The sequence below is a fragment of the Kitasatospora sp. NPDC008050 genome (assembly GCF_042957465.1).
Taxonomy (GTDB): domain Bacteria; phylum Actinomycetota; class Actinomycetes; order Streptomycetales; family Streptomycetaceae; genus Kitasatospora.
In genome coordinates this window covers 118,549-144,741 of record NZ_JBIBIJ010000013.1, presented here as the reverse complement: position 1 = coordinate 144,741, position 26,193 = coordinate 118,549, and the positions used below count along the sequence as shown (strand labels likewise).

Annotated in this window: 2 protein-coding genes; both read left to right on the top strand. The window is 73.7% G+C overall.

The genetic code is table 11. The features are described from left to right. Positions 1-7 precede the first annotated feature (7 nt). Positions 8-10,357, top strand: coding sequence for an SDR family NAD(P)-dependent oxidoreductase (locus ACFZB9_RS24650; RefSeq protein ID WP_391450486.1), 10,350 nt, complete (start codon positions 8-10; stop codon positions 10,355-10,357). 37 nt (positions 10,358-10,394) lie between these two features. Continuing rightward, the gene (locus ACFZB9_RS24645; protein ID WP_391450483.1) at positions 10,395-26,144 is read left to right on the top strand and encodes a type I polyketide synthase; all 15,750 of its coding nucleotides are present in this window, start codon (positions 10,395-10,397) and stop codon (positions 26,142-26,144) included. The last annotated feature ends 49 nt before the right edge of the window (positions 26,145-26,193 follow it).

Sequence of the window (26,193 nt, the reverse complement as noted above, 5' to 3'; positions counted from 1 at the left end):
CGGAACCATGACCACACCCACCGACAAGGTTGTCGAAGCCCTCCGGTCCTCGATGAAGGAGACCGAACGGCTCCGGCGCCAGAACCGGAGCCTCGTCGCCGCGGCGACCGAACCCATCGCCGTGGTCGGGATCGGCTGCCGGTACCCCGGTGGGGTGGCATCCCCGGAGGACCTCTGGGAGCTGGTGGCGGCCGGCACCGACGCGATGTCCGGCTTCCCGGCCGACCGAGGCTGGGATCTCGACGCCCTCCGCACGGCCGGGGTCGACGAACGGGGCACCAGCGTCAGCCGCCGCGGCGGCTTCCTCGACTCCGTGGCCGGCTTCGACGCCGACTTCTTCGGCATCTCGCCGCGCGAGGCCGTCACCATGGACCCGCAGCAGCGGCTGCTGCTGGAGACCTCGTGGGAGGCCTTCGAGCGGGCCGGGATCGACCCGGTGACGCTGCGCGGCAGCCGGACCGGTGTCTTCGTCGGCACCAACGGCCAGGACTACGCCTACCTCCTGGTCCGGGGCCTGGACGACGCCACCGGCGACATCGGCACCGGAATCGCGGCCAGCGCCGCCTCCGGCCGCATCTCCTACGAGCTGGGGCTCGAAGGCCCCGCCGTCACGGTCGACACGGCCTGCTCGTCCTCCCTGGTCGCCCTGCACTGGGCGGTGCAGTCCCTGCGGTCCGGCGAGTGCTCGCTCGCGCTGGCCGGCGGCGTCAACGTCATGTCGACGCCCGGCTCCCTGCTGGAGTTCAGCCGGCAGGGCGGGTTGGCCTCGGACGGCCGGTGCAAGGCGTTCGCGGAGGCGGCGGACGGCACGGGGTGGTCCGAGGGTGCCGGTGTGCTGGTGCTGGAGCGGCTCTCGGATGCCCGGCGCAACGGGCACGAGGTGTTGGCGGTGGTGCGCGGCAGCGCGGTGAACCAGGACGGTGCGTCCAACGGCTTCACGGCGCCGAACGGGCCCTCGCAGCAGCGGGTGATCCGGCAGGCGCTGGCCGGTGCCGGTCTGACGGCGGCGGATGTCGATGTGGTGGAGGGGCACGGGACGGGGACGCCGCTGGGTGACCCGATCGAGGCGCAGGCGCTGCTGGCGACCTACGGCCAGGAGCGCGAACACCCGCTCTATCTGGGCTCGATCAAGTCGAACATCGGTCATGCGCAGGCGGCGGCCGGTGTCGCCGGTGTGATCAAGATGGTCATGGCGATGCGGCACGGGGTGCTGCCGAAGACGCTGCACGTGGACGCGCCGTCCTCGCACGTCGACTGGTCGGCCGGTGCGGTCGAGCTGCTGACGCGGGAGGCGCGGGCTTGGCCCGAGGTGGGTCGGGTGCGGCGGGCCGGGGTGTCCTCGTTCGGTATCAGTGGGACGAACGCGCATGTGATCGTGGAGCAGGCGCCGGTCGTCGGGGAGGTGGATACGGAGGTTGCCGCAGCGCCGGGGGTGGTGCCGTGGGTGGTGTCGGGCCGGACGGAGGCTGCGTTGGACGCGCAGTTGGGGCGGGTGTCCACGCTGGCCGGGCGGTCGCCGGTGGATGTGGGGTTGTCGTTGGCGGGGCGGACGGCGTTCTGGTGCCGGGCGGTGCTGGTGGACGGTGTGGAGGTGGCGCGGGGGCGGGCCGGTGAGCGTTCGTTGGCGGTGCTGTTCTCGGGGCAGGGCGCGCAGCGTCTGGGGATGGGGCGGGAGTTGTATGCCCGGTTCCCGGTGTTCGCCGAGGCGTTCGATGCGGTGTGTGCGGAGCCGGGGTTCGCGTCGGTGCGGGAGGTGGTCTGGGGCGCGGACGTCGAGTTGCTGGAGCGGACGGTGCATGCCCAGGCGGGGTTGTTCGCGGTCGAGGTGGCGTTGTTCCGGTTGGTCGAGTCGTTGGGTGTGCGGGCGGAGTTCGTGGGTGGGCATTCGATTGGTGAGGTGGCGGCCGCGCATGTGGCCGGGGTCTTCTCGTTGGCGGATGCGTGTGCGTTGGTGGCTGCGCGTGGTCGGTTGATGGAGGCGTTGCCGGCTGGTGGTGCGATGGTGGCGGTGCGGGCGACCGAGGAGGAGGTGCTGCCGCTGCTGGGTGAGGTGGTGTCGATCGCGGCTGTCAACGGTCCGTTGTCCGTGGTCGTGTCCGGTGCCGAGGCGCAGGTGTTGCGGATCGCTGAGGGATTTGCCGCGCAGGGGCGGAAGACGGCTCGTCTCGCGGTGAGTCACGCTTTCCACTCGCCGTTGATGGATCCGATGCTGGCGGAGTTCCGTGCGGTGGTCGAGGGGCTGTCGTACAGTGCGCCGGGGATCGCGCTGGTGTCGAATGTGACGGGTGAGCTGGCGACGCCCGAGCTGGTGTGTTCGCCGGAGTACTGGGTGCGGCATGTCCGGGAGGCCGTTCGCTTTTCGGACGGCGTGCGGGCGTTGGCGGCTGAGGGCGCCTCGGCGTTCCTGGAGCTCGGCCCCGACGGGGTGCTGACCGGCCTGGTGCAGCTGACGCTGGACCAGGACACGGTGGCGGAACCGGTCCTTCGCAAGGGGCGCGCCGAGGAGAGCGCCCTGGTCACGGCTCTGGCCCGGCTGCACGTGTCGGGCGTGGCCGTCGACTGGGCCCGGGTCTTCGACGGCACCGGCGCGCGCCGGGTCGACCTGCCCACCTACGCCTTCCAACACGAGCGCCACTGGCCGACCTTGGCGCCGGCCGTGGGCGACGTGACGGCCGTGGGACTCTTCAATGCCGAGCACCCGCTGTTGGGTGCGGCGATCCCGCTGGCCGGGTCCGACGCGGTGGTGTTCACCAGCAGGCTCTCCTCCCGGACCCACCCATGGCTGGCGGAGTACGCCGTGGACGGCGAGGTGACCTTCCCGGCCACCGGCTTCCTGGAGCTGGCCATCCGCGTGGGCGACCACGTCGGCTGCGACCGGGTCGCGGAGCTGTCGCTCACCGCACCCCTGGTGCTCCCGGAGCGCGACGGCGTGATGGTCCAGGTGCGGGTGGGCGCACCCGATGGGACGGGTGCGCGCACGCTGAGCTTCTACTCGCGCGGCGAGGGGGCGCTGGACGGCCCCTGGACCGAGCATGCCTCGGGAACCCTGGCGGTGGGGGAGCGGATCGCCGACTTCGACGCGTCGGTATGGCCGCCGCGCGGTGCGGTCGCCGTGTCCGACGGTGCGTCGATGTCGGTCTGGCGGAGGGGTGAGGAGACCTTCGTCGAGGCTGCGTTGGAGGGTGCGGCCGCGCGCGACGCGGGCCGGTACGGCGTCCATCCGGCGCTGTTGGCGGTGGTGCTCGGGGAGGTCTGCGGCGAACTGGCGCCGGTGGCGTGGGGCGGTGTGTCGCTGCATGCGGCGGGTGCGCCGGTGGTGCGGGCGCGGATCGTCCGGGCCGGTGAGGATGCGGTCTCGCTCGCGGTGGTCGATGTCGAGGGCGCGCCGGTGCTCTCGGTGGAATCGCTCACGCTGGGTGTCCGGTCGGGAGGGCGGACTTCCGCGCAGGACGGGTTGCTGCGGCTGGAGTGGGTGCCGGCCGTGTCGCGTCCGGCCGCGTCCGGGGTGGTGCGTGTTGGGGTGCCGGGTGGCGAGTCGCCGTCGCTGGTGGTGGTTCCGGTGTCGGGGGCGGAGCTGGAGGTTCCGGGTGGTGTGCATGAACTCACGGTGCGGGTGCTGGGGTTGGTGCAGGAGTGGCTGGCGGGGGAGGGGGCTGCGGGGGAGCGGTTGGTGTTTGTGACGCGTGGTGCGGTGGCGGCTGGGGAGGGTGAGGTGGTGCGGGATCTGGCGGCTGGTGCGGTGTGGGGTCTGGTGCGGTCGGCGCAGTCGGAGAATCCTGAGCGGTTCGTGCTGGTGGATGTCGAGCAGGAGACGGAGGCGGAGGTGGCGGGCCTGTTGGAGGGCCTCGCTCCGCTGCTGGCTGCCGGTGAGTCGCAGTTCGTGGTGCGTGGTGGTGTGGTGCGGGTGGGTCGGTTGGCTCGGCTGGCGGCCGGTGATGTGGGGTTGTCGGTGTGGGGTGTGCCGGGGACGGTGTTGGTGACGGGTGGGACGGGTGGTCTGGGTCGTGAGGTGGCCCGGCATCTGGTGGTCGAGCATGGGGTTCGGAAGTTGTTGTTGGTGTCCCGGCGGGGGTTGGAGGCGCCGGGTGCGGTGGGGTTGCGGGCGGAGTTGTCGGGGTTGGGTGCCGAGGTGGCGGTGGTTGCGTGTGATGTGGCGGATCGTGGGGCGTTGGCCGGGGTGTTGGCGGGGGTGGGTGATCTGGTGGCGGTGGTGCACACGGCGGGTGTGCTGGACGACGGTGTGGTGACCGCGCTGACTCCGGAGCGGTTGTCGGCGGTGCTGCGGCCGAAGGTGGATGCGGCCTGGTATCTGCACGAGTTGACCGAGCACTTGGGCCTGTCGGCGTTCGTGTTGTTCTCCTCGGTTTCGGGGGTGATGGGCAGTGCGGGGCAGGGGAACTATGCGGCGGGTAACGTCTTCCTGGACTCGCTCGCGCAGTTCCGCGCCTCGCGTGGTTTGGCGGCGCAGTCGCTGGCCTGGGGCGCCTGGGCTCAGTCCGCCGGTATGACGGGGACGCTCTCCGAGGCGGAGATGCGGCGGATCGCCGCCTCCGGTGTCCCGCCGCTCACCGTCGCGCAGGGCCTGGCCCTCCTCGACGCCGCCACCGCAACCGACGAGCCCTTCCTGGTGCCCCTGGGGCGGCTCACTGGAACCGCGCAGCCGCACCGCGAGGTGCCCTCGCTCTTCCGCAACCTGGTCCGTGGTGCGCGGCGGCGGTCGGCGACCACGGTGGGCGGGGCCGGCACGGCTGCCGCCCTGGCGGCCCGGCTGCGGGGACTGCGGGACGGGGAGCGGGACCGCTTCGTCGCGGACCTGGTCCGCACCGAGGCCGCGTCCGTGCTGGGGCACGCCTCGGCCAAGGCCGTCGACGCGGGGCGCGAGTTCCGGGACCTGGGCTTCGACTCGCTGACGGCCGTGGAGCTGCGCAACCGGCTGACCTCCGTCACCGGGCTGCGCCTGCCGGCCACCCTGGTCTTCGACTACCCGACCCCCGCCGTCCTCGCCGAGCACCTGCTCGCCGAACTGCTCGACGAGCAGGGGGAGTCGAACACGCATGAGGGGGTTCCGCAGGAGATCGACGAGCCGGTGGCCATCGTCGGAATGGCCTGCCGGATGCCAGGTGGCGTGGAGACTCCCGAAGAGCTGTGGCAGCTGCTGCTCGACGGTCGCGAGGGGATGGTGGACTTCCCCACCGACCGGGGCTGGGACCTGGCCGCGCTCTTCGGCGGTGCCGGTGCGGACAGCCGCAGTGTCAGCGCGACCCGGCGCGGTGGATTCCTCACCGGGCTGGCCGAGTTCGATGCGGACATCTTCGGGATCTCGCCGCGTGAGGCGCTGGCGATGGACCCGCAGCAGCGGCTGCTGCTGGAGACGTCCTGGGAGGCGTTCGAGCAGGCGGGCATCGACCCGGTGACGCTGCGCGGCAGCCGGACCGGTGTCTTCGTCGGCAGCACGGGCCAGGACTACGCCTCGCTCGTGCTGAACTCCCGTGAGGACGTGGAAGGCCACGCCAGCACGGGACTTGCGAACAGCGTGATCTCGGGACGGGTCTCCTACACCTTCGGCCTGGAGGGCCCGGCGGTCACGCTGGACACGGCCTGCTCGTCCTCCCTGGTCGCGCTGCACCTGGCCGCCCGGTCGCTGCGCAGCGGTGAGTCCTCGCTGGCGCTGGCGGGCGGCGTGACGGTGCTCTCCACGCCGATGAGCTTTCTGGGTTTCACCCGGCAGGGCGGGCTGGCCTCGGACGGCCGGTGCAAGGCGTTCGCGGAGGCGGCGGACGGCACGGGGTGGTCCGAGGGTGTGGGTGTGCTGGTGCTGGAGCGGCTGTCGGACGCCCGGCGCAACGGGCATCCGGTGCTCGCGGTGGTGCGCGGCAGCGCGGTGAACCAGGACGGCGCGTCCAACGGCCTCACCGCGCCGAACGGGCCCTCGCAGCAGCGGGTGATCCGGCAGGCGCTGGCCGGTGCCGGCCTGGCGGCGGTGGATGTCGATGCGGTGGAGGGGCACGGGACCGGGACGCCGCTGGGTGACCCGATCGAGGCCCAGGCGCTGCTGGCGACCTACGGTCAGGAGCGGGAGCGGCCGCTCCACCTGGGCTCGATCAAGTCCAACATCGGGCACACCCAGGCGGCGGCCGGTGTCGCCGGTGTGATCAAGATGGTCATGGCGATGCGGCACGGGGTGCTGCCGAAGACGCTGCACGTGGACGCGCCGTCCTCGCACGTCGACTGGGTCCAGGGCGCGGTCGCCCTGCTGACCGAGCCGACCCCGTGGCCTGCGGTGGACCGGCCCTGGCGAGCGGGCGTCTCCTCGTTCGGGCTGAGCGGGACGAACGCGCATGTGATCGTCGAGCAGGCGCCCGTCGTGGAGGCGGCGGCGGAGGGCGTCGTGGCGTCGCTGGTGCCGGTGGTTCCGGCAGTGCCATGGGTGGTGTCCGGAAAGTCCGAGGCGGCCCTGGACGCCCAGCTGGCGCGGGCTGCTGCCCTGACCGAACTGTCGCCGCTCGACGTGGGGTTGTCGCTGGCGGGGCGCACGGCCTTCGAGTACCGGGCGGTGCTCCTGGACGGCGTCGAGGTGGCGCGCGGCCGGCGCGGCGAGCGTTCGCCGGCCGTGCTCTTCTCGGGCCAGGGTGCGCAGCGCCTCGGCATGGGGCGGGAGTTGTACGCCCGGTTCCCGGTGTTCGCCGAAGCTTTCGACGCGGTCTGCGCGGAGCCGGGGTTCGCGTCGGTGCGCGAGGTGGTCTGGGGCACGGACGCCGAACTGCTGGACCGGACGGTGCATGCTCAGACGGGCCTGTTCGCGGTCGAGGTGGCGCTCTTCCGGCTGGTCGAATCCCTCGGCGTCCGGCCGGAGTTCGTGTCCGGGCACTCGATCGGCGAGGTCGCTGCCGCGCACGTCGCCGGGGTCTTCTCGCTGGCGGATGCGTGTGTGCTGGTGGCCGCGCGTGGTCGCCTGATGCAGGCGCTGCCGACCGGTGGCGCGATGCTGGCGGTGCAGGCGACCGAGGACGAAGTCCTGCCGCTGCTCGGGGATTTCGTTTCGGTCGCGGCCGTCAACGGACCGTCGTCCGTGGTCGTCTCCGGCGCCGGCGACGCGGTGGAGACCATCCGCGCGTACTTCGAGAGCAAGCGTCGCAGGACCACGCGTCTCGCGGTGAGCCACGCCTTCCACTCGCCGTTGATGGATCCGATGCTGGCGGAGTTCCGCGCGGTCGTCGAGGGCCTGTCGTTCGGCGCGCCGGGGATCGCGCTGGTGTCGAACGTGACCGGTGCCATCGCGTCGCCCGAGCTGGTGTGTTCGCCGGAGTACTGGGTGCGGCATGTCCGGGAGACGGTCCGCTTCGCGGACGGGGTGCGGGCGTTGGCCGACGCGGGCGCTTCGGCGTTCCTGGAGCTCGGCCCCGACGGGGTGCTGACCGGCCTGACCGAGCTGACGCTCGATCAGGAGGAGCTGGCCGTCCCCGTGCTGCGCAAGGACACCGGTGAGGAGGCGGCTCTGGTCACGGGCCTGGCCCGCCTGCACGTGGCGGGTGTGGCCGTCGACTGGACCGCGTTCTTCACCGGCACCGGCGCCCGCCGGGTCGGTCTGCCCACCTACGCCTTCCAGCGCGAGCGCTACTGGCCCGTCCCGGCCGCACGGAGCGGCGATGTGAGCGGTGCGGGTCTCACCCCGGCCGAGCACCCACTGCTCGGGGCGGCGGTCTCGGTGGCCGACACGCAGGCCGTGCTGCTGACCGGCCGACTGTCGGTCGACGCTCAGCCCTGGCTCCGTGACCACCGGCTCGGCGGGGCGATGGCCCTCCCGGCCACCGCCTTCCTGGAGTTGGCGATCCGGGCCGGTGACCAGGTGGGCTGCGACCGGGTCGAGGAGCTGACCCTGGCCGAGCCGCTGCTGCTCTCCGAGGACGCGGCCACCGTGCTGCAGGTCTCGGTCGCAGCCCCCGACGAGGCCGGTCTCCGTGCGCTGCGGTGCTACGCGCGCCCGGACGGCGCGCCGGACGCTCCGTGGATCTGCCATGCCAGTGGCGCGCTGGCCCCGGACGCGCAGATGGCCCCGGACGCGTTGCCGGCATCGGCCTTCGACGCCTCGGTCTGGCCGCCCCACGATGCCCGAGCGGTGGACCTGGAGGGCTTCTACGAGCCGACGGAGAGCGGAGAGGCATTCCGGACGCTGCGGTCGGTGTGGCAACGCGGTGACGAGGTGTTCGTCGAGGCGGCGCTGTCCGGCCGGGCGGACGAGGCGCGGGCGTTCGGTCTGCACCCGGCTCTGCTGGAGGCGGCCGTGCAGGCCGTGGGCTTCGCCGGAGTCGACGACAGCGAGCGCCTGGTGCCCTCCGCCTGGGCCGGGGTGGAGCTGTATGCGACCGGTGCGTCCGTGCTCCGGCTCCGCGTGGTGAAGCTCGGCGAGGACTCGGTCGCCGTGGCGGCGGTCGACGCCGACGGTGCTCCGGTGCTGTCGGTCGCGTCGCTCGCACTGTCCGCACCAGCGGCCACGGTTGGCTCCGCCACCGATGGCAGCCGCGACGGGTTGCTGCGGCTGGAGTGGGTGCCGGCCGTGTCGCGTCCGGCCGCGTCCGGGGTGGTGCGTGTTGGGGTGCCGGGTGGTGAGTCGCCGTCGCTGGTGGTGGTTCCGGTGTCGGGGGCGGAGCTGGAGGTTCCGGGTGGTGTGCATGAACTCACGGTGCGGGTGCTGGGGTTGGTGCAGGAGTGGCTGGCGGGGGAGGGGGCTGCGGGGGAGCGGTTGGTGTTCGTGACGCGTGGTGCGGTGGCGGCTGGGGCGGGTGAGGTGGTGCGGGATCTGGCGGCTGGTGCGGTGTGGGGTCTGGTGCGGTCGGCGCAGTCGGAGAATCCTGAGCGGTTCGTGCTGGTGGATGTCGAGCAGGAGACGGAGGCGGAGGTGGCGGGCCTGTTGGAGGGCCTCGCTCCGCTGCTGGCTGCCGGTGAGTCGCAGTTCGTGGTGCGTGGTGGTGTGGTGCGGGTGGGTCGGTTGGCTCGGCTGGCGGCCGGTGATGCGGGGGTGTCGGTGTGGGGTGTGCCGGGGACGGTGTTGGTGACGGGTGGGACGGGTGGTCTGGGTCGTGAGGTGGCCCGGCATCTGGTGGTCGAGCACGGGGTTCGGAAGTTGTTGTTGGTGTCTCGGCGGGGGTTGGAGGCGCCGGGTGCGGTGGGGTTGCGGGCGGAGTTGTCGGGGTTGGGTGCGGGGGTGGCGGTGGTCGCGTGTGATGTGGCGGATCGTGGGGCGTTGGCCGGGGTGCTGGCAGAGGTGGGTGATCTGGTGGCGGTGGTGCACACCGCGGGTGTGCTGGACGACGGGGTGGTGACCTCGTTGACTCCGGAGCGGTTGTCGGGTGTGCTGCGGCCGAAGGTGGATGCGGCCTGGTATCTGCACGAGTTGACGGAGCACTTGGGCCTGTCGGCGTTCGTGTTGTTCTCCTCGGTTTCGGGGGTGATGGGCAGTGCGGGTCAGGGGAACTATGCGGCGGGTAACGTCTTCCTGGACTCGCTCGCGCAGTTCCGTGCCTCGCGTGGTTTGGCGGCGCAGTCGCTGGCCTGGGGTGCCTGGGCTCAGTCCGCCGGTATGACGGGGACGCTCTCCGAGGCGGAGATGCGGCGGATCGCTGCCTCCGGTGTCCCGCCGCTCACCGTCGCGCAGGGCCTGGCCCTCCTCGACGCCGCCACCGCAACCGACGAGCCCTACCTGGTCGCGATCGGCCGGGCCTCCGGCGCCGTGCGCATGCAGGGGCCGGTCCCCGCGCTGCTGCGCGGCCTGGTCCGGGGTACCCGGCGGACGGCGGCGAGCGGGGGAGGTGGGGCCGCGACGTCCGTGGCCCTCGCGGCCCGGCTGCGCGGCATGCGGGAGGGCGAGCGCCTTCGCGCTGTCATCGACCTGATCCGGACCGAGGGCGCCTCCGTCCTGGGGCACGCCTCCGCCAAGTCCGTCGACCCGGCACGCGAGTTCCGGGACCTGGGCTTCGACTCGCTGACGGCTGTGGAGCTGCGCAACCGGCTGACCTCGGTCACCGGGCTGCGCCTGCCGGCCACCCTGGTCTTCGACTACCCGACCCCCGCCGTCCTCGCCGAGCACCTGCTCGCCGGTCTGCTGAACGAGCACGGCGCGGCCGACGAGTACGCAGTACTGACGGAACTCGACCGCCTGAGCGCCGCGCTGACGGCAGAGGTGCCGGACGAGGTGACCAAGGCCGCGCTCTCCGTCCGCCTGCGCCGGATGCTGGAGAGCTTGCAGGGCAACGAGCTGGACACCTCGGCGAGCAGCGTCGCCGAACGGATGGAGTCCGCGAGCGCGGACGAGGTTCTCGCATTCATCGACAACGAGCTCGGCCGTCTGAGCGACCGCTGATCCGGTCCTCACCACCACAGGAAGGTTCCTCTCCACCATGCCGAACGACAGCAAGCTCGTTGACTACCTCAAGTGGGTCACGGCGGACCTGCACCAGACCCGCCAACGGTTGCTGGAGGTCGAGTCGGGCAAGCAGGAGCCGATCGCCATCGTCGGCATGGCGTGCCGGCTGCCGGGCGGGGTGGGCTCCCCGGAGGACCTCTGGCAGCTGCTCGCCGAGGGGCGGGACGGAGTCGCGGCGTTCCCCACGGACCGCGGCTGGAACCTGGCGGCCCTGGCCGGTGACGGGGACGGCAGCAGCGCGGCGCTGGAGGGCGGCTTCGTCGACGCGAGTGCCTTCGACGCGGAGTTCTTCGGGATCTCGCCGCGTGAGGCCATGGCGATGGACCCGCAGCAGCGGCTGCTGCTGGAGACCTCGTGGGAGGCCTTCGAGCGGGTCGGCATCGACCCGGTGACGCTGCGCGGCAGCCGGACCGGTGTCTTCGTCGGCACAGCCGGGGTGGACTACGTCGGTGTGGTGATGAACTCCCTGGAGGACGTCGAAGGCCACGCCACGACCGGGCTCACGGCGAGCGTGCTGTCGGGCCGGATCTCCTACGCGCTGGGTCTGGAGGGCCCGGCGGTCACGCTGGACACGGCCTGCTCGTCCTCCCTGGTCGCTCTGCACCTCGCCGCGCACTCGCTGCGGTCCGGCGAGTGCACGCTGGCGCTGGCGGGTGGCGTGACGGTGCTCTCGACCCCGATGAGCTTCTCGGGTTTCACCCGGCAGGGCGGGTTGGCCTCGGACGGCCGGTGCAAGGCGTTCGCGGAGGCGGCGGACGGCACGGGGTGGTCCGAGGGTGTCGGCGTGCTGGTGCTGGAGCGGCTCTCGGATGCCCGGCGCAACGGGCACGAGGTGTTGGCGGTGGTGCGCGGCAGCGCGGTGAACCAGGACGGCGCGTCCAACGGCCTCACCGCGCCGAACGGGCCTTCGCAGCAGCGGGTGATCCGGCAGGCGCTGGTGAGCGCCGGTCTGACGGCGGCGGATGTCGATGTGGTGGAGGGGCACGGGACGGGGACGCCGCTGGGTGACCCGATCGAGGCGCAGGCGCTGCTGGCGACCTACGGCCAGGAGCACTCTGCGGAGCGGCCGTTGCTGCTCGGTTCGCTGAAGTCGAACATCGGTCACACGCAGGCGGCCGCGGGTGTGGCGGGTGTGATCAAGACGGTGCTGGCGATGCGGCACGGCATGCTGCCGAAGTCGCTGCACATCGACCGGCCGTCCTCGCACGTCGACTGGTCGGCCGGTGCGGTGGAGCTGCTGACGGAGACAGTGGCGTGGCCGCAGGGCGAGGGGCCGCGGCGGGCGGCGGTGTCGGCGTTCGGTATCAGTGGGACGAACGCGCATGTGATCGTGGAGCAGGCGCCGGTCGTGGAGGAGGTGGCCGAGCCGTCTGTGGTGGTGCCCTCGGTGGTGCCGTGGGTGGTGTCGGGCCGGACGGAGGCTGCGTTGGACGCGCAGTTGGGGCGGGTGTCCACGCTGGCCGGGCGGTCGCCGGTGGATGTGGGGTTGTCGTTGGCGGGGCGGACGGCGTTCGGGTGCCGGGCGGTGCTGGTGGACGGTGTGGAGGTGGCGCGGGGGCGGGCCGGTGAGCGTTCGTTGGCGGTGCTGTTCTCGGGGCAGGGCGCGCAGCGTCTGGGGATGGGGCGGGAGTTGTATGCCCGGTTCCCGGTGTTCGCCGAGGCTTTCGATGCGGTGTGTGCGGAGCCGGGGTTCGCGTCGGTGCGGGAGGTGGTCTGGGGCGCGGACGTCGAGTTGCTGGAGCGGACGGTGCATGCCCAGGCGGGGTTGTTCGCGGTCGAGGTGGCGTTGTTCCGGTTGGTCGAGTCGTTGGGTGTGCGGGTGGAGTTCGTGGGTGGGCATTCGATTGGTGAGGTGGCGGCCGCGCATGTGGCCGGGGTCTTCTCGTTGGCGGATGCGTGTGCGTTGGTGGCTGCGCGTGGTCGGTTGATGGAGGCGTTGCCGGCTGGTGGTGCGATGGTGGCGGTGCGGGCGACCGAGGAGGAGGTGCTGCCGCTGCTGGGTGAGTTGGTGTCGATCGCGGCTGTCAACGGTCCGTCGTCCGTGGTTGTGTCCGGTGCCGAGGCGCAGGTGTTGCGGATCGCTGAGGGATTTGCCGCGCAGGGGCGGAAGACGGCTCGTCTCGCGGTGAGTCACGCTTTCCACTCGCCGTTGATGGATCCGATGCTGGCGGAGTTCCGCGCGGTGGTCGAGGGGCTGTCGTACGGCGCGCCGGGGATCGCGCTGGTGTCGAATCTGACCGGTGCCATCGCGTCGCCCGAGCTGGTGTGTTCGCCGGAGTACTGGGTCCGGCACGTGCGCGAGGCGGTCCGCTTCGCCGACGGCGTGCGGGCGATGGCCGACGCGGGCGCGAACGCGTTCCTGGAGCTCGGCCCCGACGGGGTGCTGACGGGCCTGGTGCAGCTGACGCTGGACCAGGACACGGTGGCGGAACCGGTCCTTCGCAAGGGGCGCGCCGAGGAGAGCGCCCTGGTCACGGCTCTGGCCCGGCTGCACGTGTCGGGCGTGGCCGTCGACTGGGCGGAGCTCTTCACGGTCACCGGCGCCCGCCGGACCGACGTCCCCACCTACCCTTTCCAGCACGAGAAGTACTGGCCGAGGCCTGCCGCACACCGGGGTGACGTGACCGGCGCGGGGCTGCTGCCCGCAGAGCACCCGCTGCTCGGCGCGACCGTTGCCCTGGCGAACTCCGAGGGCGTGCTCTTCACCGGACGGCTGTCGCCGACGGCACACCCGTGGCTGGCCGAACACACCGTGGCCGGGGTGGTGTCCTTCCCGGCGACGGGCTTCCTGGAACTGGCCGTCCGGGCCGGTGACTTCGTCGGCTGCGACCGTGTCGAGCAGTTCGCGCTGACCGCGCCGCTGGTGCTGGCCGAGGACAGCGCGGTGACGGTCCAGGTGTGGCTGGGCGCGCCCGACGAGGCGGGTGCGCGAACGGTGCGGCTCTTCTCGCGCGGTGACGTCGTGGAGGGCCCGTGGACCGAGCATGCCTCCGGTCTGCTGGTCACGGGGGAGCGGATCGCGGACTTCGACGCGGCGCCGTGGCCGCCACGTGGCGCGGCCATCGTCACTGACGATCCGTCAGCAACGGTATGGCACCAGGGTGAGGAGATCTACGTCGAGGCCCGGCTGGCGGGCGAGACGGCCCGGGATGCCCAGCAGTACGGGATCCACCCGGCGTTGCTCGCGGCGGTGGTGCGAGCCGCCGACGAGGATCTCGTGCCGGTGGCGTGGGACGGTGTGTCGCTGCATGCGGCGGGTGCGTCGGTGGTGCGGGCGCGGATCGTCCGGGCCGGCGAGGACGCGGTGTCGCTCGCGGTGGTCGATGTCGAGGGCGCGCCGGTGCTCTCGGTGGAGAGCCTCGCCCTCGGGGCCGCGTCGGCGTCGCCCCTGTCCCTGGCCGACGCCGGCCGGGACGGGTTGCTGCGGCTGGAGTGGGTGCCGGCCACGGCGCGTCAGGTGGTGGGAACGGCCCGGTGCGTGACGCTGGGTGCCGAGGTGTCGTACCTGGCGGATGTGCCGGCGGACGCGGAGCTGGTGGTGGTTCCGGTGTCGGGCGCGGGCATCGACGTGGCGGGTGAGGCGCATGAACTGGCGGCATGGGTACTGGGGTTGGTGCGGGAGTGGCTGGCGGGGGAGCGGCGGGCGCGGCTGGTGTTCGTGACGCGCAACGCGGTGCGGGCCGATGCGGGCGAGACGGTGCGGGATCTGGCGGCCGGCGCGGTGTGGGGTCTGGTGCGGTCGGCGGAGTCGGAGAACCCGGGCCGGTTCCTGCTGGTGGACTTGGACGGTGACGGTGAGTTGCCGGTCGCCGGGGTGTTGGCGGCGGGCGAGTCGCAGGTGGTGGTGCGTGGTGGTGTGGTGCGGGTGGGTCGGTTGGCTCGGCTGGCGGCCGGTGATGCGGGGTCGTCGGTGTGGGGTGTGCCGGGGACGGTGTTGGTGACGGGTGGGACGGGTGGTCTGGGTCGTGAGGTGGCCCGGCATCTGGTGGTCGAGCATGGGGTTCGGAAGTTGTTGTTGGTGTCCCGGCGGGGGCTGGACGCGCCGGGGGCGGTGGGGTTGCGGGCGGAGTTGTCGGGGTTGGGTGCGGAGGTGGCGGTGGTTGCGTGTGATGTGGCGGATCGTGGGGCGTTGGCCGGGGTGTTGGCGGAGGTGGGTGATCTGGTGGCGGTGGTGCACACGGCGGGTGTGCTCGACGACGGGGTGGTGACCGCGCTGACTGCGGAGCGGTTGTCGGCGGTGCTGCGGCCGAAGGTGGATGCGGCCTGGTATCTGCACGAGTTGACGGAGCACTTGGGCCTGTCGGCGTTCGTGTTGTTCTCCTCGGTTTCGGGGGTGATGGGCAGTGCGGGTCAGGGGAACTATGCGGCGGGTAACGTCTTCCTGGACTCGCTCGCGCAGTTCCGTGCCTCGCGTGGTTTGGCGGCGCAGTCGCTGGCCTGGGGTGCCTGGGCGCCCTCGGCCGGTATGACGGGGACGCTCTCCGAGGCGGAGATGCGGCGGATCGCCGCCTCCGGTGTCCCGCCGCTCACCGTCGCGCAGGGCCTGGCCCTCCTCGACGCCGCCACCGCAACCGACGACCCCTTCCTGGTCGCGCTCGGCCCGCTCGCGACCGCGGGCACACCGCGTCCGCGGGGCGAGGTGCCGACCATGTTCCGCGGCCTGGTCCGGGGCGGGCGGCGGATGGCCGCCACCACCGCAGGCGGGGCCGGAACGGCGCTGGCGCTCACCGCCCGGCTGTGGGAACTGCGGGAGACCGAGCGGATCCGTCACCTGGTCGACCTGGTCCGCGCCGAGGCCGCCTCCGTGCTGGGGCACGCCTCCGCGCAGGCCATCGGCGCCGAACGGGACTTCCACGACCTGGGCCTGGACTCGCTGACCGCGCTCGAACTGCGCAACCGGATGACCTCGGTCACCGGACTGCGCCTGCCGGCCACCCTGGTCTTCGACTACCCCACCCCCACCGTCCTCGCCGAGCACCTGCTCGCCGAACTGCTCGACGAGCACGGTGACGTGACCATCCCCACGGCCGTGGCGGCGGGGCTCTCGGACGACCCCGTCGCGATCGTCGGCATGGCCTGCCGCCTGCCGGGCGGGATCGCCTCCCCGGAGGAGCTCTGGCGGCTGGTCCTCGAAGGCCGGGAGGGGATCGCCGACTTCCCCGCCGACCGGGGCTGGGACCTGGACACGCTGCAGCGTGGTGGCCAGGACGGCCGCGGCCGCAGCGCCACGGCCAAGGGCGGATTCCTGCACGGAGTGGCCGAGTTCGACGCCGGCTTCTTCGGGATCTCGCCGCGTGAGGCGATGGCGATGGACCCGCAGCAGCGCCTGCTCCTGGAGACCTCCTGGGAGGCGATCGAGCGCGCCGCGATCGACCCCGCGAGCCTGCGCGGCAGCGCGACCGGTGTCTTCGTCGGGACCGGCGGCCAGGACTACCTCATGCTGGTGATGAACTCCCGGGAGGACATCGAGGGGCACGCCAGTACGGGTCTCGCCGCCAGTGTGGTCTCCGGTCGCGTCTCGTACACCTTCGGGCTGGAGGGCCCGGCGGTCACCGTCGACACGGCCTGCTCGTCCTCGCTGGTGGCGATGCACCTCGCCGCCCAGTCGCTGCGCAGCGGCGAGTGCTCGCTCGCCCTGGCGGGTGGCGTTACGGTGATGTCCTCCTCGCTGGGCTTCCCGGGTTTCACCCGGCAGGGCGGGTTGGCCTCGGACGGCCGGTGCAAGGCGTTCGCGGAGGCGGCGGACGGCACGGGGTGGTCCGAGGGTGTCGGTGTGCTGGTGCTGGAGCGGCTCTCGGATGCCCGGCGCAACGGGCACGAGATCTTGGCGGTGGTGCGCGGCAGCGCGGTGAACCAGGACGGTGCGTCCAACGGCCTGACCGCGCCGAACGGGCCTTCGCAGCAGCGGGTGATCCGCCAGGCACTGGCGAACGCCGGTCTGGCGGCCGGTGAGGTGGACGCGGTCGAGGGCCACGGCACGGGCACCACGCTGGGCGACCCGATCGAGGCGCAGGCGCTGCTGGCGACGTACGGCCAGGAGCGGGCGGAGGGGCGGCCGTTGCTGCTCGGTTCGCTGAAGTCGAACATCGGTCACACGCAGGCGGCCGCGGGTGCGGCGGGTGTGATCAAGATGGTCATGGCGATGCGGCACGGTGTGCTGCCGAAGTCGCTGCACATCGACCAGCCGTCCTCGCACGTCGACTGGTCGGCCGGTGCGGTGGAGCTGCTGACGGAGGCGGTGACGTGGCCGCAGGGCGAGGAGCCCCGTCGGGCGGCGGTGTCGGCGTTCGGGATCAGCGGGACGAACGCGCATGTGATCGTCGAGCAGGCACCGGCCGTCGAGCAGGCGGCCGACCAGTCGGTCCTGACGCCCGCGGTGGTGCCCTGGGTCGTGTCGGGCAAGTCCGAGGCGGCGTTGGACGCGCAGCTGGCACGGGCCGCTGCCCTGACCGAACTGTCGCCGGTCGACGTGGGGTTGTCGCTGGCGGAGCGCACGGCCTTCGAGTGCCGGGCGGTGCTGCTGGATGGCGCCGAGGTGGCGCGCGGGACGGCAGCGGATCGCTCCCTGGTGGTGCTCTTCTCCGGACAGGGCACGCAACGTCTGGGCTTGGGGCGGGAGTTGTACGCCCGGTTCCCGGTGTTCGCGGACGCCTTCGACGCGGTCTGCGCGGAGCCGGACTTCGCGTCGGTGCGCGAGGTGCTGTGGGGTACTGACGCCGAGCTGCTGGACCGGACCGTGCACGCGCAGGCCGGGCTGTTCGCCGTGGAGGTGGCGCTCTTCCGGCTGGTCGAATCCCTGGGCGTGCGGCCGCAGTTCGTCGCCGGGCACTCCATCGGTGAGGTCGCCGCCGCGCATGTGGCCGGCGTCCTCTCGCTGGCCGACGCCTGCGCCCTGGTGGCCGCCCGTGGTCGCCTGATGCAGGCGCTCCCGGCCGGCGGTGCGATGGTCGCGCTCGAAGCAACCGAGTCCGAAGTCCTTCCGCTGCTCGGCGAGTGGGTGTCCATCGCAGCTGTCAACGGGCCGTCGTCCGTGGTCGTCTCCGGCGCGCAGGAGGCCGTGGCGGCAGTCCGCGCCCACGTGGAGCAGCTGGGCCGCAGGACCACCCCGCTGCCGGTCGGCCACGCTTTCCACTCGCCGCTGATGGACCCGATGCTGGCGGAGTTCCGCACGGTCGTCGAGCGCCTTTCGTACGGCGCGCCGCAGATCCCGCTGGTGTCGAATCTGACCGGTGCCATCGCGACGCCCGAGCTGCTGTGCTCCCCGGAGTACTGGGTCCGGCACGTGCGCGAGGCGGTCCGCTTCGCCGACGGCGTGCGGGCGATGGCCGACGCGGGCGCGAACGCCTTCCTGGAGCTCGGCCCCGACGGGGTGCTCACCGCCCTGGCCCGGCAGAGCCTGGACGAGCACAGCGTGGCCGCCCCGGTCCTGCGCAAGGACCGCGCCGAGGAGAGCACCCTGCTCACCGGCCTCGCCCGGCTGCACGTCGCGGGCGTCGCCGTCGACTGGGCCCGGGTCTTCGCCGGCACCGGCGCCCGCCGCACCGTGCTCCCCACCTACGCCTTCCAGCACGAGCGCTACTGGCCGGACACCCGCCCGGCCGCGGACCGGGCGCAGGGCGGCGGCGAGGACCCGCTCGACGCACGGTTCTGGGCCGCCGTGGACGGCGAGGCCCTGGACGCGCTCGCGGCGGACCTCGACGTGGACACCGAGGCCCTCGGCGCTGTGCTGCCCGCGCTGTCCTCCTGGCGGCGCCACCGCCGTGATCAGTCGCTGCTGGACGCGCTGCGCTTCCACGAGTCGTGGCAGCCGCTGTCGGGAGTGTCCGTGCTCCGGCCCGGCGGTGCGTGGCTGGTCGTCGTCCCGGCGCACTGCGCCGACGAGGCGTGGACGGCGGCCGTGACCGAGGCCGTCGGACCGCAGGCGCTCCGCCTCACCGTCGAGACCTCCGAGACCTCCGAGACCGCCGGGTCCCCCGATACCCCCGATACCCCCGATACCCCCGAGACCGCCGGGTCGACCCCGGACAGCTCCGCGCTGGTCGCCCAGCTGCGCGAACGTCCCGCGCCTGACCAGCAGTTCGCGGGCGTCGTCTCGCTGCTCGCGACCGCGGCGCCGACCGGTGTCGGCGAGCCCGCCGCGGTCGTCTCGACCGCGGTCCTGCTCCAGGCCCTGCGGGATGCCGGGATCACGGCGCCGCTGTGGTGCGTGACGCGCGGTGCGGTGGCAGTCGGCAGCAGCGAGTCCCCCCAGGCCCCGGCGCAGGCCGGGGTGTGGGGGCTGGGCCGGGTCGCGGCGCTGGAACACCCCCAGCAGTGGGGTGGCCTGATCGACCTGCCGGACGTGTTCGACCAGCGGGCGGCGCAGCGGTTCGCCGGAGTGCTGGCGGGCCTCGACGGTGAGGACCAGCTCGCCGTGCGGTCCGCCGCGGTGTACGCCCGCCGGCTGGTACCCGCCCCCGCCGGTTCCCCGGACGCGGGCTGGACCCCGGGCACCGCCCGCGGCACCGTGCTGATCACGGGCGGCACCGGCGGCCGGGGCGGGCGGGTGGCCCGCTGGCTGGCCGGCGCGGGTGCGAGCCACCTGCTGCTGCTGAGCCGTCGCGGCCCGCAGGCGCCGGGTGCGGCGGAACTGGCGGCGGAACTGCGCCTGCTGGGTGCCGAGGTGACCGTGGCCGCCTGTGACACGGCGGACCGCGCGGCGCTGGCGGCCGTCCTCGGCGAGGTCCCCCAGCAGGCGCCGCTCACGGCGGTGGTGCACGCGGCCGCGGTCGTCGACGACGGCGTGCTGGACGACCTGACGCCCGAGCGCATCGCCGCGGTGTACCGGTCGAAGGTGGCGTCGGCGCTCAACCTGGACGAGCTGACGCGGGACCGGGAGCTCTCCGCGTTCGTCCTCTTCTCCTCGGTGGCCGGTGCGGTCGGCACCCCCGGGCGGGCGGCGGTGGCCGCCGCGAACGCGGTGGTCGACGCGCTGGCGCAGCGGCGCCGGGCGCAGGGCCTGGCCGCGACCTCGCTGGCCTGGGGCGCGTGGGTCGGCGAGGAGGCGGCCGAGGCCGCCGGGGAGCAGGACGGCCCGGCGCGCCGCACCACGGTCCCGGTGGTCCACCCCGAGCTGGCCCTGGCCGCGCTGCGGCAGGCCGTCACCCGGCCGGCGCCCACGCTGGTGGTGCTCGACCTGCGCCAGCCGCAGATCCTCGACACCCTGGTCGGTCTGCGTGGCAACCCGCTGCTGAAGGAGCTGCCGGCTGCTCGGCAGGCGATCGCGGACGCGGACGCGGCCCGTCAGGAGTTCGCCTCCACCGCCTCGGAACTCGCCCAACGCCTGCGGTTGCTCGGCCCGGCCGAACGGCTCGCGGTGCTGACCGACCTCGTGCGCACGCAGGTGGCGGCGGTGCTGGGGTACGCCGACAAGGCGGCCGTGGCAGCCGACCGGAAGTTCCGCGACCTGGGCTTCGACTCGCTGACCGCGATCGAGCTGCCCGGCCGGCTGAACCTGGCCACGGGCGTGAAGCTGTCGGCCACCTCCGTCTTCGACTACCCGACCTCGACCGCCCTGGCCGGGCACCTCCTGGCGGAACTGCTGGACGACCGGCACGACCGGGACGACCGGCACGACCGGCACGACCGGTCCGACGGGCAGCTCCCCGCTGCCCCGGTCGCCGACGACCCGATCGCGATCGTCGGCATGGCCTGCCGGCTGCCGGGCGGGGTCACCTCGCCGGAGGACCTGTGGCAGCTGGTCGCCGAGGGCCGCGACGGGATCTGCGACTTCCCCGACGACCGGGGCTGGGACCTGCGCACGCTGCTGCTCGGCGACCGCAACGGGCGCGGGCGCAGCGCGACCCTCGAAGGCGGGTTCCTGCAGGGCGTCGCCGACTTCGACGCGCCGTTCTTCGGGATCTCGCCGCGCGAGGCGCTGGCGATGGACCCGCAGCAGCGGCTGCTGCTGGAGACCTCCTGGGAGGCGATCGAGCGCGCCGGCATCGACCCGGTCCGGCTGCAGGGCAGCCGGACCGGTGTGTTCGTCGGCACCAACGGCCTGGACTACGCGACGCTCATGATGAACTCGCGCGAGGACATCGGAGGCCACGCCGGCACCGGCCTCGCCACCAGCGTGCTGTCGGGCCGCATCTCGTACGCCCTCGGCCTGGAGGGCCCGGCCGTCACGGTCGACACCGCGTGCTCCTCCTCGCTGGTGGCGCTGCACTGGGCCACCCAGGCGCTGCGCAACGGCGAGTGCTCGCTCGCTCTGGCGGGCGGCGTCACGGTGATGACCACACCGGTGAGCTTCGCCGGGTTCACGGTGCAGAGCGGACTGGCCTCGGACGGCCGGTGCAAGGCCTATTCGGACGCGGCCGACGGCACCAACTGGTCCGAGGGCGTGGGCGTGCTGCTGCTGGAGCGGCTCTCGGACGCGCGGCGCAACGGGCACCAGGTGCTCGCGGTGGTGCGCGGCAGCGCGGTCAACCAGGACGGCGCGTCCAACGGCATCACGGCGCCCAACGGCCCGTCCCAGCAGCGGGTGATCCGCCAGGCGCTGGCGAGCGCCGGTCTGACGGCCGGTGAGGTGGACGCGGTCGAGGGCCACGGCACGGGCACCTCGCTCGGCGACCCGATCGAGGCCCAGGCGCTGCTGGCGACCTACGGCCGCGACCGCGACCCGCAGCGCCCGCTGCTGCTCGGGTCGCTGAAGTCGAACATCGGTCACGCCCAGGCGGCGGCGGGTGTGGCGGGTGTGATCAAGACGGTGCTGGCGATGCGGCACGGCATGCTGCCGAAGTCGCTGCACATCGACCGGCCGTCCTCGCACGTGGACTGGTCGGCCGGTGCGGTGGAGCTGCTGACCGAGGCGCGGGCCTGGCCCGAGGTGGGCCGGCCGTGGCGGGCGGGCGTGTCCTCCTTCGGGATCAGCGGCACCAACGCGCACACGATCATCGAGCAGGCGCCGGCCGTCGAGGAGACGGTCGAGCAGGCGGCCCTGACACCCGGCGCGGTGCCCTGGATCGTCTCGGGCCGGACGGAGACGGCGCTCGACGCCCAACTGGCAGGGGTGGCACAGGTCGTCGCCTCGGCCGACCGGTCGCCGCTCGACGTGGGGTTGTCGCTGGCGGGGCGCAGCGCCTTCGGACAGCGGGCGGTGCTGCTAGTGCCGCGTCGGGCAACCTTCGCCCCGTCGCGACAAAAGTTGCCTGACGCGGCACTGGACGGTGCCGAGGTGGCGCGCGGCACGGCCACGGATCGCTCCCTGGCGGTGCTCTTCTCCGGGCAGGGCTCGCAGCGCCTGGGCATGGGACGGGAGTTGTACGCCCGGTTCCCGGTGTTCGCGGACGCCTTCGACGCGGTCTGCGCGGAGCCGGGCTTCGCGATGGTGCGCGAGGTGGTCTGGGGCACCGACGCCGAGCTGCTGGACCGGACCGTGCACGCCCAGGCCGGCCTGTTCGCCGTCGAGGTGGCGCTCTTCCGGCTGGTCGAATCCCTGGGCGTCCGGCCGGAGTTCGTCGCCGGGCACTCGATCGGCGAGGTCGCGGCCGCGCATGTGGCCGGCGTCCTCTCGCTGGCCGATGCCTGCACGCTGGTGGCCGCCCGCGGCCGCCTGATGCAGGAACTCCCCGCCGGCGGTGCGATGGTGGCGGTCCAGGCGACGGAGGACGAAGTCCTGCCGCTGCTCGGCGCATCGGTCTCGATCGCGGCGATCAACGGTCCGTCGGCGCTCGTGCTGGCCGGCGCCGAGGCCGAAGTCCTGCGCATCGCCGAAGGCTTCGCGGCCCAGGGCCGCAGGACCAACCGCCTGTCGGTCAGCCACGCTTTCCACTCGCCGCTGATGGACCCGATGCTGGCGCAGTTCCGCACGGTCGTCGAGGGCCTGTCGTACGGCGCGCCGCGGATCCCGCTGATCTCGAACGTGACGGGCACCTCGGCCACGGCCGAGCAGCTGTGCTCCCCGGATTACTGGGTCCGGCACGTGCGCGAGGCCGTCCGCTTCGCCGACGGGGTGCGGGCGTTGGCCGGCGCGGGCGCGAACGCCTTCCTGGAGCTCGGCCCCGACGGGGTGCTGACCGCCCTGGCCCAGCAGACCCTCGACCAGGCGAGCGTGGCCGCCCCGGTCCTGCGCAAGGACCTCGGTGAGGAGGCCGCCCTGCTCACCGGCCTCGCCCGGCTGCACGTCGCGGGCGTGCCCGTCGACTGGGCCCGGGTCTTCGACGGCACCGGCGCCCGCCGCGTGCAGCTGCCCACCTACGCTTTCCAGCACGAGCGCTACTGGCCGCGCCCGGCCGCCCTGTCCGGTGACGTGACCTCGGTCGGCCTGGTGCCGGCGGAGCACCCGCTGCTCGGCGCGGCCGTGCCGCTGGCCGACTCCGACGGGGTGCTCTTCACCAGCCGCCTGTCACCGCGGGTGCACCCATGGCTGCTCGACCACACGGTCCAGGGGCAGGCCCTCTTCCCGGCCACCGGCTTCCTGGAGCTGGCGATCCGGGCCGGGGACCAGGTCGGCTGCGAGCGGATCGTGGACTTCACCACGACCGAGCCGCTGCCGCTCTCCGAGGACGCGGAGCCGGTGGTCCAGGTCTGGGTCGGCGCGGCCGACGCGTCGGGGCTGCGCAGCGTCAGCTGCTTCGCACGCCCCGCCGAGGCCGCCCCGGACGAGCCGTGGACGCGCTGCGCCACCGGCACCCTGGCCACCGGGGCGGGCGAGCAGGCCGCCGAACTCGACGGCGTGATCTGGCCGCCGGCCGGCGCGGCCGAGATCGACCTGGACGGCTTCCACCGGGAGACCGGCCACGGACCCGCGTTCCACGGCCTGCGGGCCGCCTGGGTGCGCGGCGAGGAGGCCTTCGTCGAGGCCGAACTGCCAGGAGAACTCGCCGAGGACGCCCGATACTTCGGCATCCACCCGGCGCTGCTGGCCGCGGCGCTGCAGGCCGCCGTGCTGCTCGGCCTGGGCGAGGAGGGGCGGATCTGGCTGCCGCACACCTGGCACGAGGTGTCGCTGCGGGCCGGCGGCGCCGCCTCGCTGCGCCTGCGGCTGACCCGGCTCGGCGAGGACTCGGTGTCCGTCACGGCGATCGACGCCGAGGGCGCACCGGTGCTCGACGTGCGGGCGCTGACCCTGCGGGCCCCGGCCACCGACCTCGCGGCGGCCGGATCGAGGAGCGGCCGGGAGCCGCTGTTCCGGCTGGAGTGGCCCGCGGTCGAGCAGACCGCCGGCGCCGGCACCCTGCGTTCGGTGGCACTCGGGATCGACGAGTTCGGGCTGGGTGACTCGGTCGGCTCCCTGGCGGAGCTGGCCCGTGGCCGGGCGGGCGTCCCGGACCTGGTGGTGGCCGCCCTGCCGGCCCCGGCCGGCGACGATGTGCCCGCCGCCGTGCACGCGCTGACGGCACGGGTCCTGGCACTGGTCCAGGAGTGGCTCGCGCAGCAGCGGTTCGCCCGTTCGCGCCTGGTGTTCGTGACCCGCAACGCGATCAGCGCCGCCGACGGCGAGGCGGTGCGGGACCTGGCCGGCGGCTCCGCCTGGGGCCTGGTCCGCTCGGCCCACGCCGAGCACCCGGACCGGTTCGTGCTGCTCGACGTCGAGAAGGACGAGGACGTCAGCGCGGCGCTGGCGGGCCTGGCCGGCCCGCTGGCCGCCGGTGAGGCGCAGTTCGCGGTGCGCGAGGGCGTGGTGCGCGTCGGGCGGCTGGCCGCGCTGACCACCGGCACCGGAAGCCGGCTGCTGAGCTGGGACCAGGAGGGAACCGTCCTGATCACCGGTGGGACCGGTGCGCTCGGCCGCCACCTGGCCCGCCGGCTGGCCGGCTCCGGCCCGCGGCACCTGCTGCTCACCAGCCGGCGCGGCCCGGCGGCGCCCGGCGCGCCCGAGCTGACCGCCGAACTGCGGGCGATGGGCGCCCAGGTGACGGTCGCGGCCTGCGACACGGCGGACCGCGAGGCGGCGGCCGCGCTGCTGGCCGGCCTCCCCGCCGAGCACCCGCTGACCGCGGTGATCCACACCGCCGGCGTGCTCGACGACGGCATCGTCACCGCGCTGACCCCGCAGCGCCTGTCGGACGTGCTGCGGCCGAAGGTGGACGCGGCCTGGCACCTGCACGAGCTCACCCGCCACCTCGATCTGGCGGCCTTCCTCACCTTCTCCTCCGTCGCGGGCGTCATGGGCAGCCCGGGACAGGCCAACTACGCCGCGGCGAACTCCTTCCTGGACACGCTCGCCGAGCACCGCAGGTCGCTGGGGCTGGCGGGCACCTCGATCGCCTGGGGTCCGTGGGTCCAGGACGACGGCATGACCAGCGAGCTGACCGACACCGACATGCGCCGGATGCAGTCCGGCGGCATGCCGCCGCTCTCGGTCGAGCAGGGCCTGGCCCTCTTCGAGTCGGCCACCGGCTGCGCCGAACCGCTGGTCATCCCGCTCGGGCTGGCCGCGGGCGGGATGCGCCCGCAGGGCGAGGTGCCGCCGCTCTTCCGCGGGCTGGTCCGCAGCGCCCGGCGCACCGCCGCCGGCGCCTCGGGCGGGGCGGCCGCGGCGGCCGGCTTCAGCCGGCAGCTGCTGGAGCTGGGCGAGCGGGACCGGGAGCGCTTCCTGGTCGAGACCGTCCGGGCCGAGATCGCCGCGGTGCTCGGCCACGCCTCGCCCAGCACGGTCGAGGCGGAGCGGGACTTCTACGAGCTGGGCTTCGACTCCCTGACGGCGGTGGAACTGCGCAACCGGCTGGCCGCGGTCACCGGGCTGCGGCTGCCCGCGACGGTCGTCTTCGACAGCCGCACGCCCACCGAGCTGGCCGCCTGGCTGCGCAGCGAACTGTCCGCGCAGCCCGGTCCGCAGGCGGCGGAGAACGGGGCCGTCGCGCTGCCGGGCGGCGGGCAGGAGATCGACTCGCTGGAGCGGCTGTTCACGCAGGCCCTGGCGGTGGGCAAGGTCGGCGAGGCCCAGCGGATGCTGGCGACCGTGGCCGCGCTGCGCCCGACCTTCGAGGCGACCGCGGAGCTGGAGGACCTGCCGTGGGCGGCCACGCTGGCCGAGGGCCCGCGCAAGCCGCGCCTGATCTGCGTCAGCGCTCCGACGGCCAACGCCGGCATCCACCAGTACGCCAGGCTCGCCGCGCACTTCCGCGGTGACCGGGACGTCTCGGCGCTGCCGCTGGTCGGCTTCGCCACCGGCGAGCGGCTGCCGGCCTCGCCGGAGGTCGCGGTGCGGGTGATCGCCGAGAGCGCGCTGCGGGCCAGCGAAGGTCACCCCTTCGTCCTGGTCGGCCACTCCTCCGGCGGCTCCTTCGCCTACGCGGCCGCCGGACTGCTGGAGAGCACCTGGGGGATCAGGCCCGCGGGCGTGGTCCTGCTGGACACCCTGAGCTTTCGGCACAACGCCGGCGAGGGCGTCGACTACTCCGGCCTGATGCGGCTCAACTTCACCCAGGCGGACGCCTCCCCGGTGCGGCTGACCAACTCCAGGCTGTCGGCGATGGGGCGTTGGATGGTCCTGCTGAACCAACTGGAGGTGCGGCACACCACGGCCCCCGTCCTGCTGGTCCAGTGCGGCAGGCCGCTGCTCGGCGGGGCGGGCGGCGCCGAACCGGTCGCGCCGGCGCGGCAGGAGAAGGACCAGCTGGTCCCGGGCGCGGAGGTGCGCCTGGTCGAGGCGGACCACCTGTCGATGATCCGGGAGGACTCGGCGCGGACGGCACAGCTCGTGGAGGAGTGGCTGCGCGCCGCCGAAGCGGTGGAGTGAGCGAACCGCAGGCCGGGCGCGCCGGGCACCCCGTCGGGGGTGCCCGGCG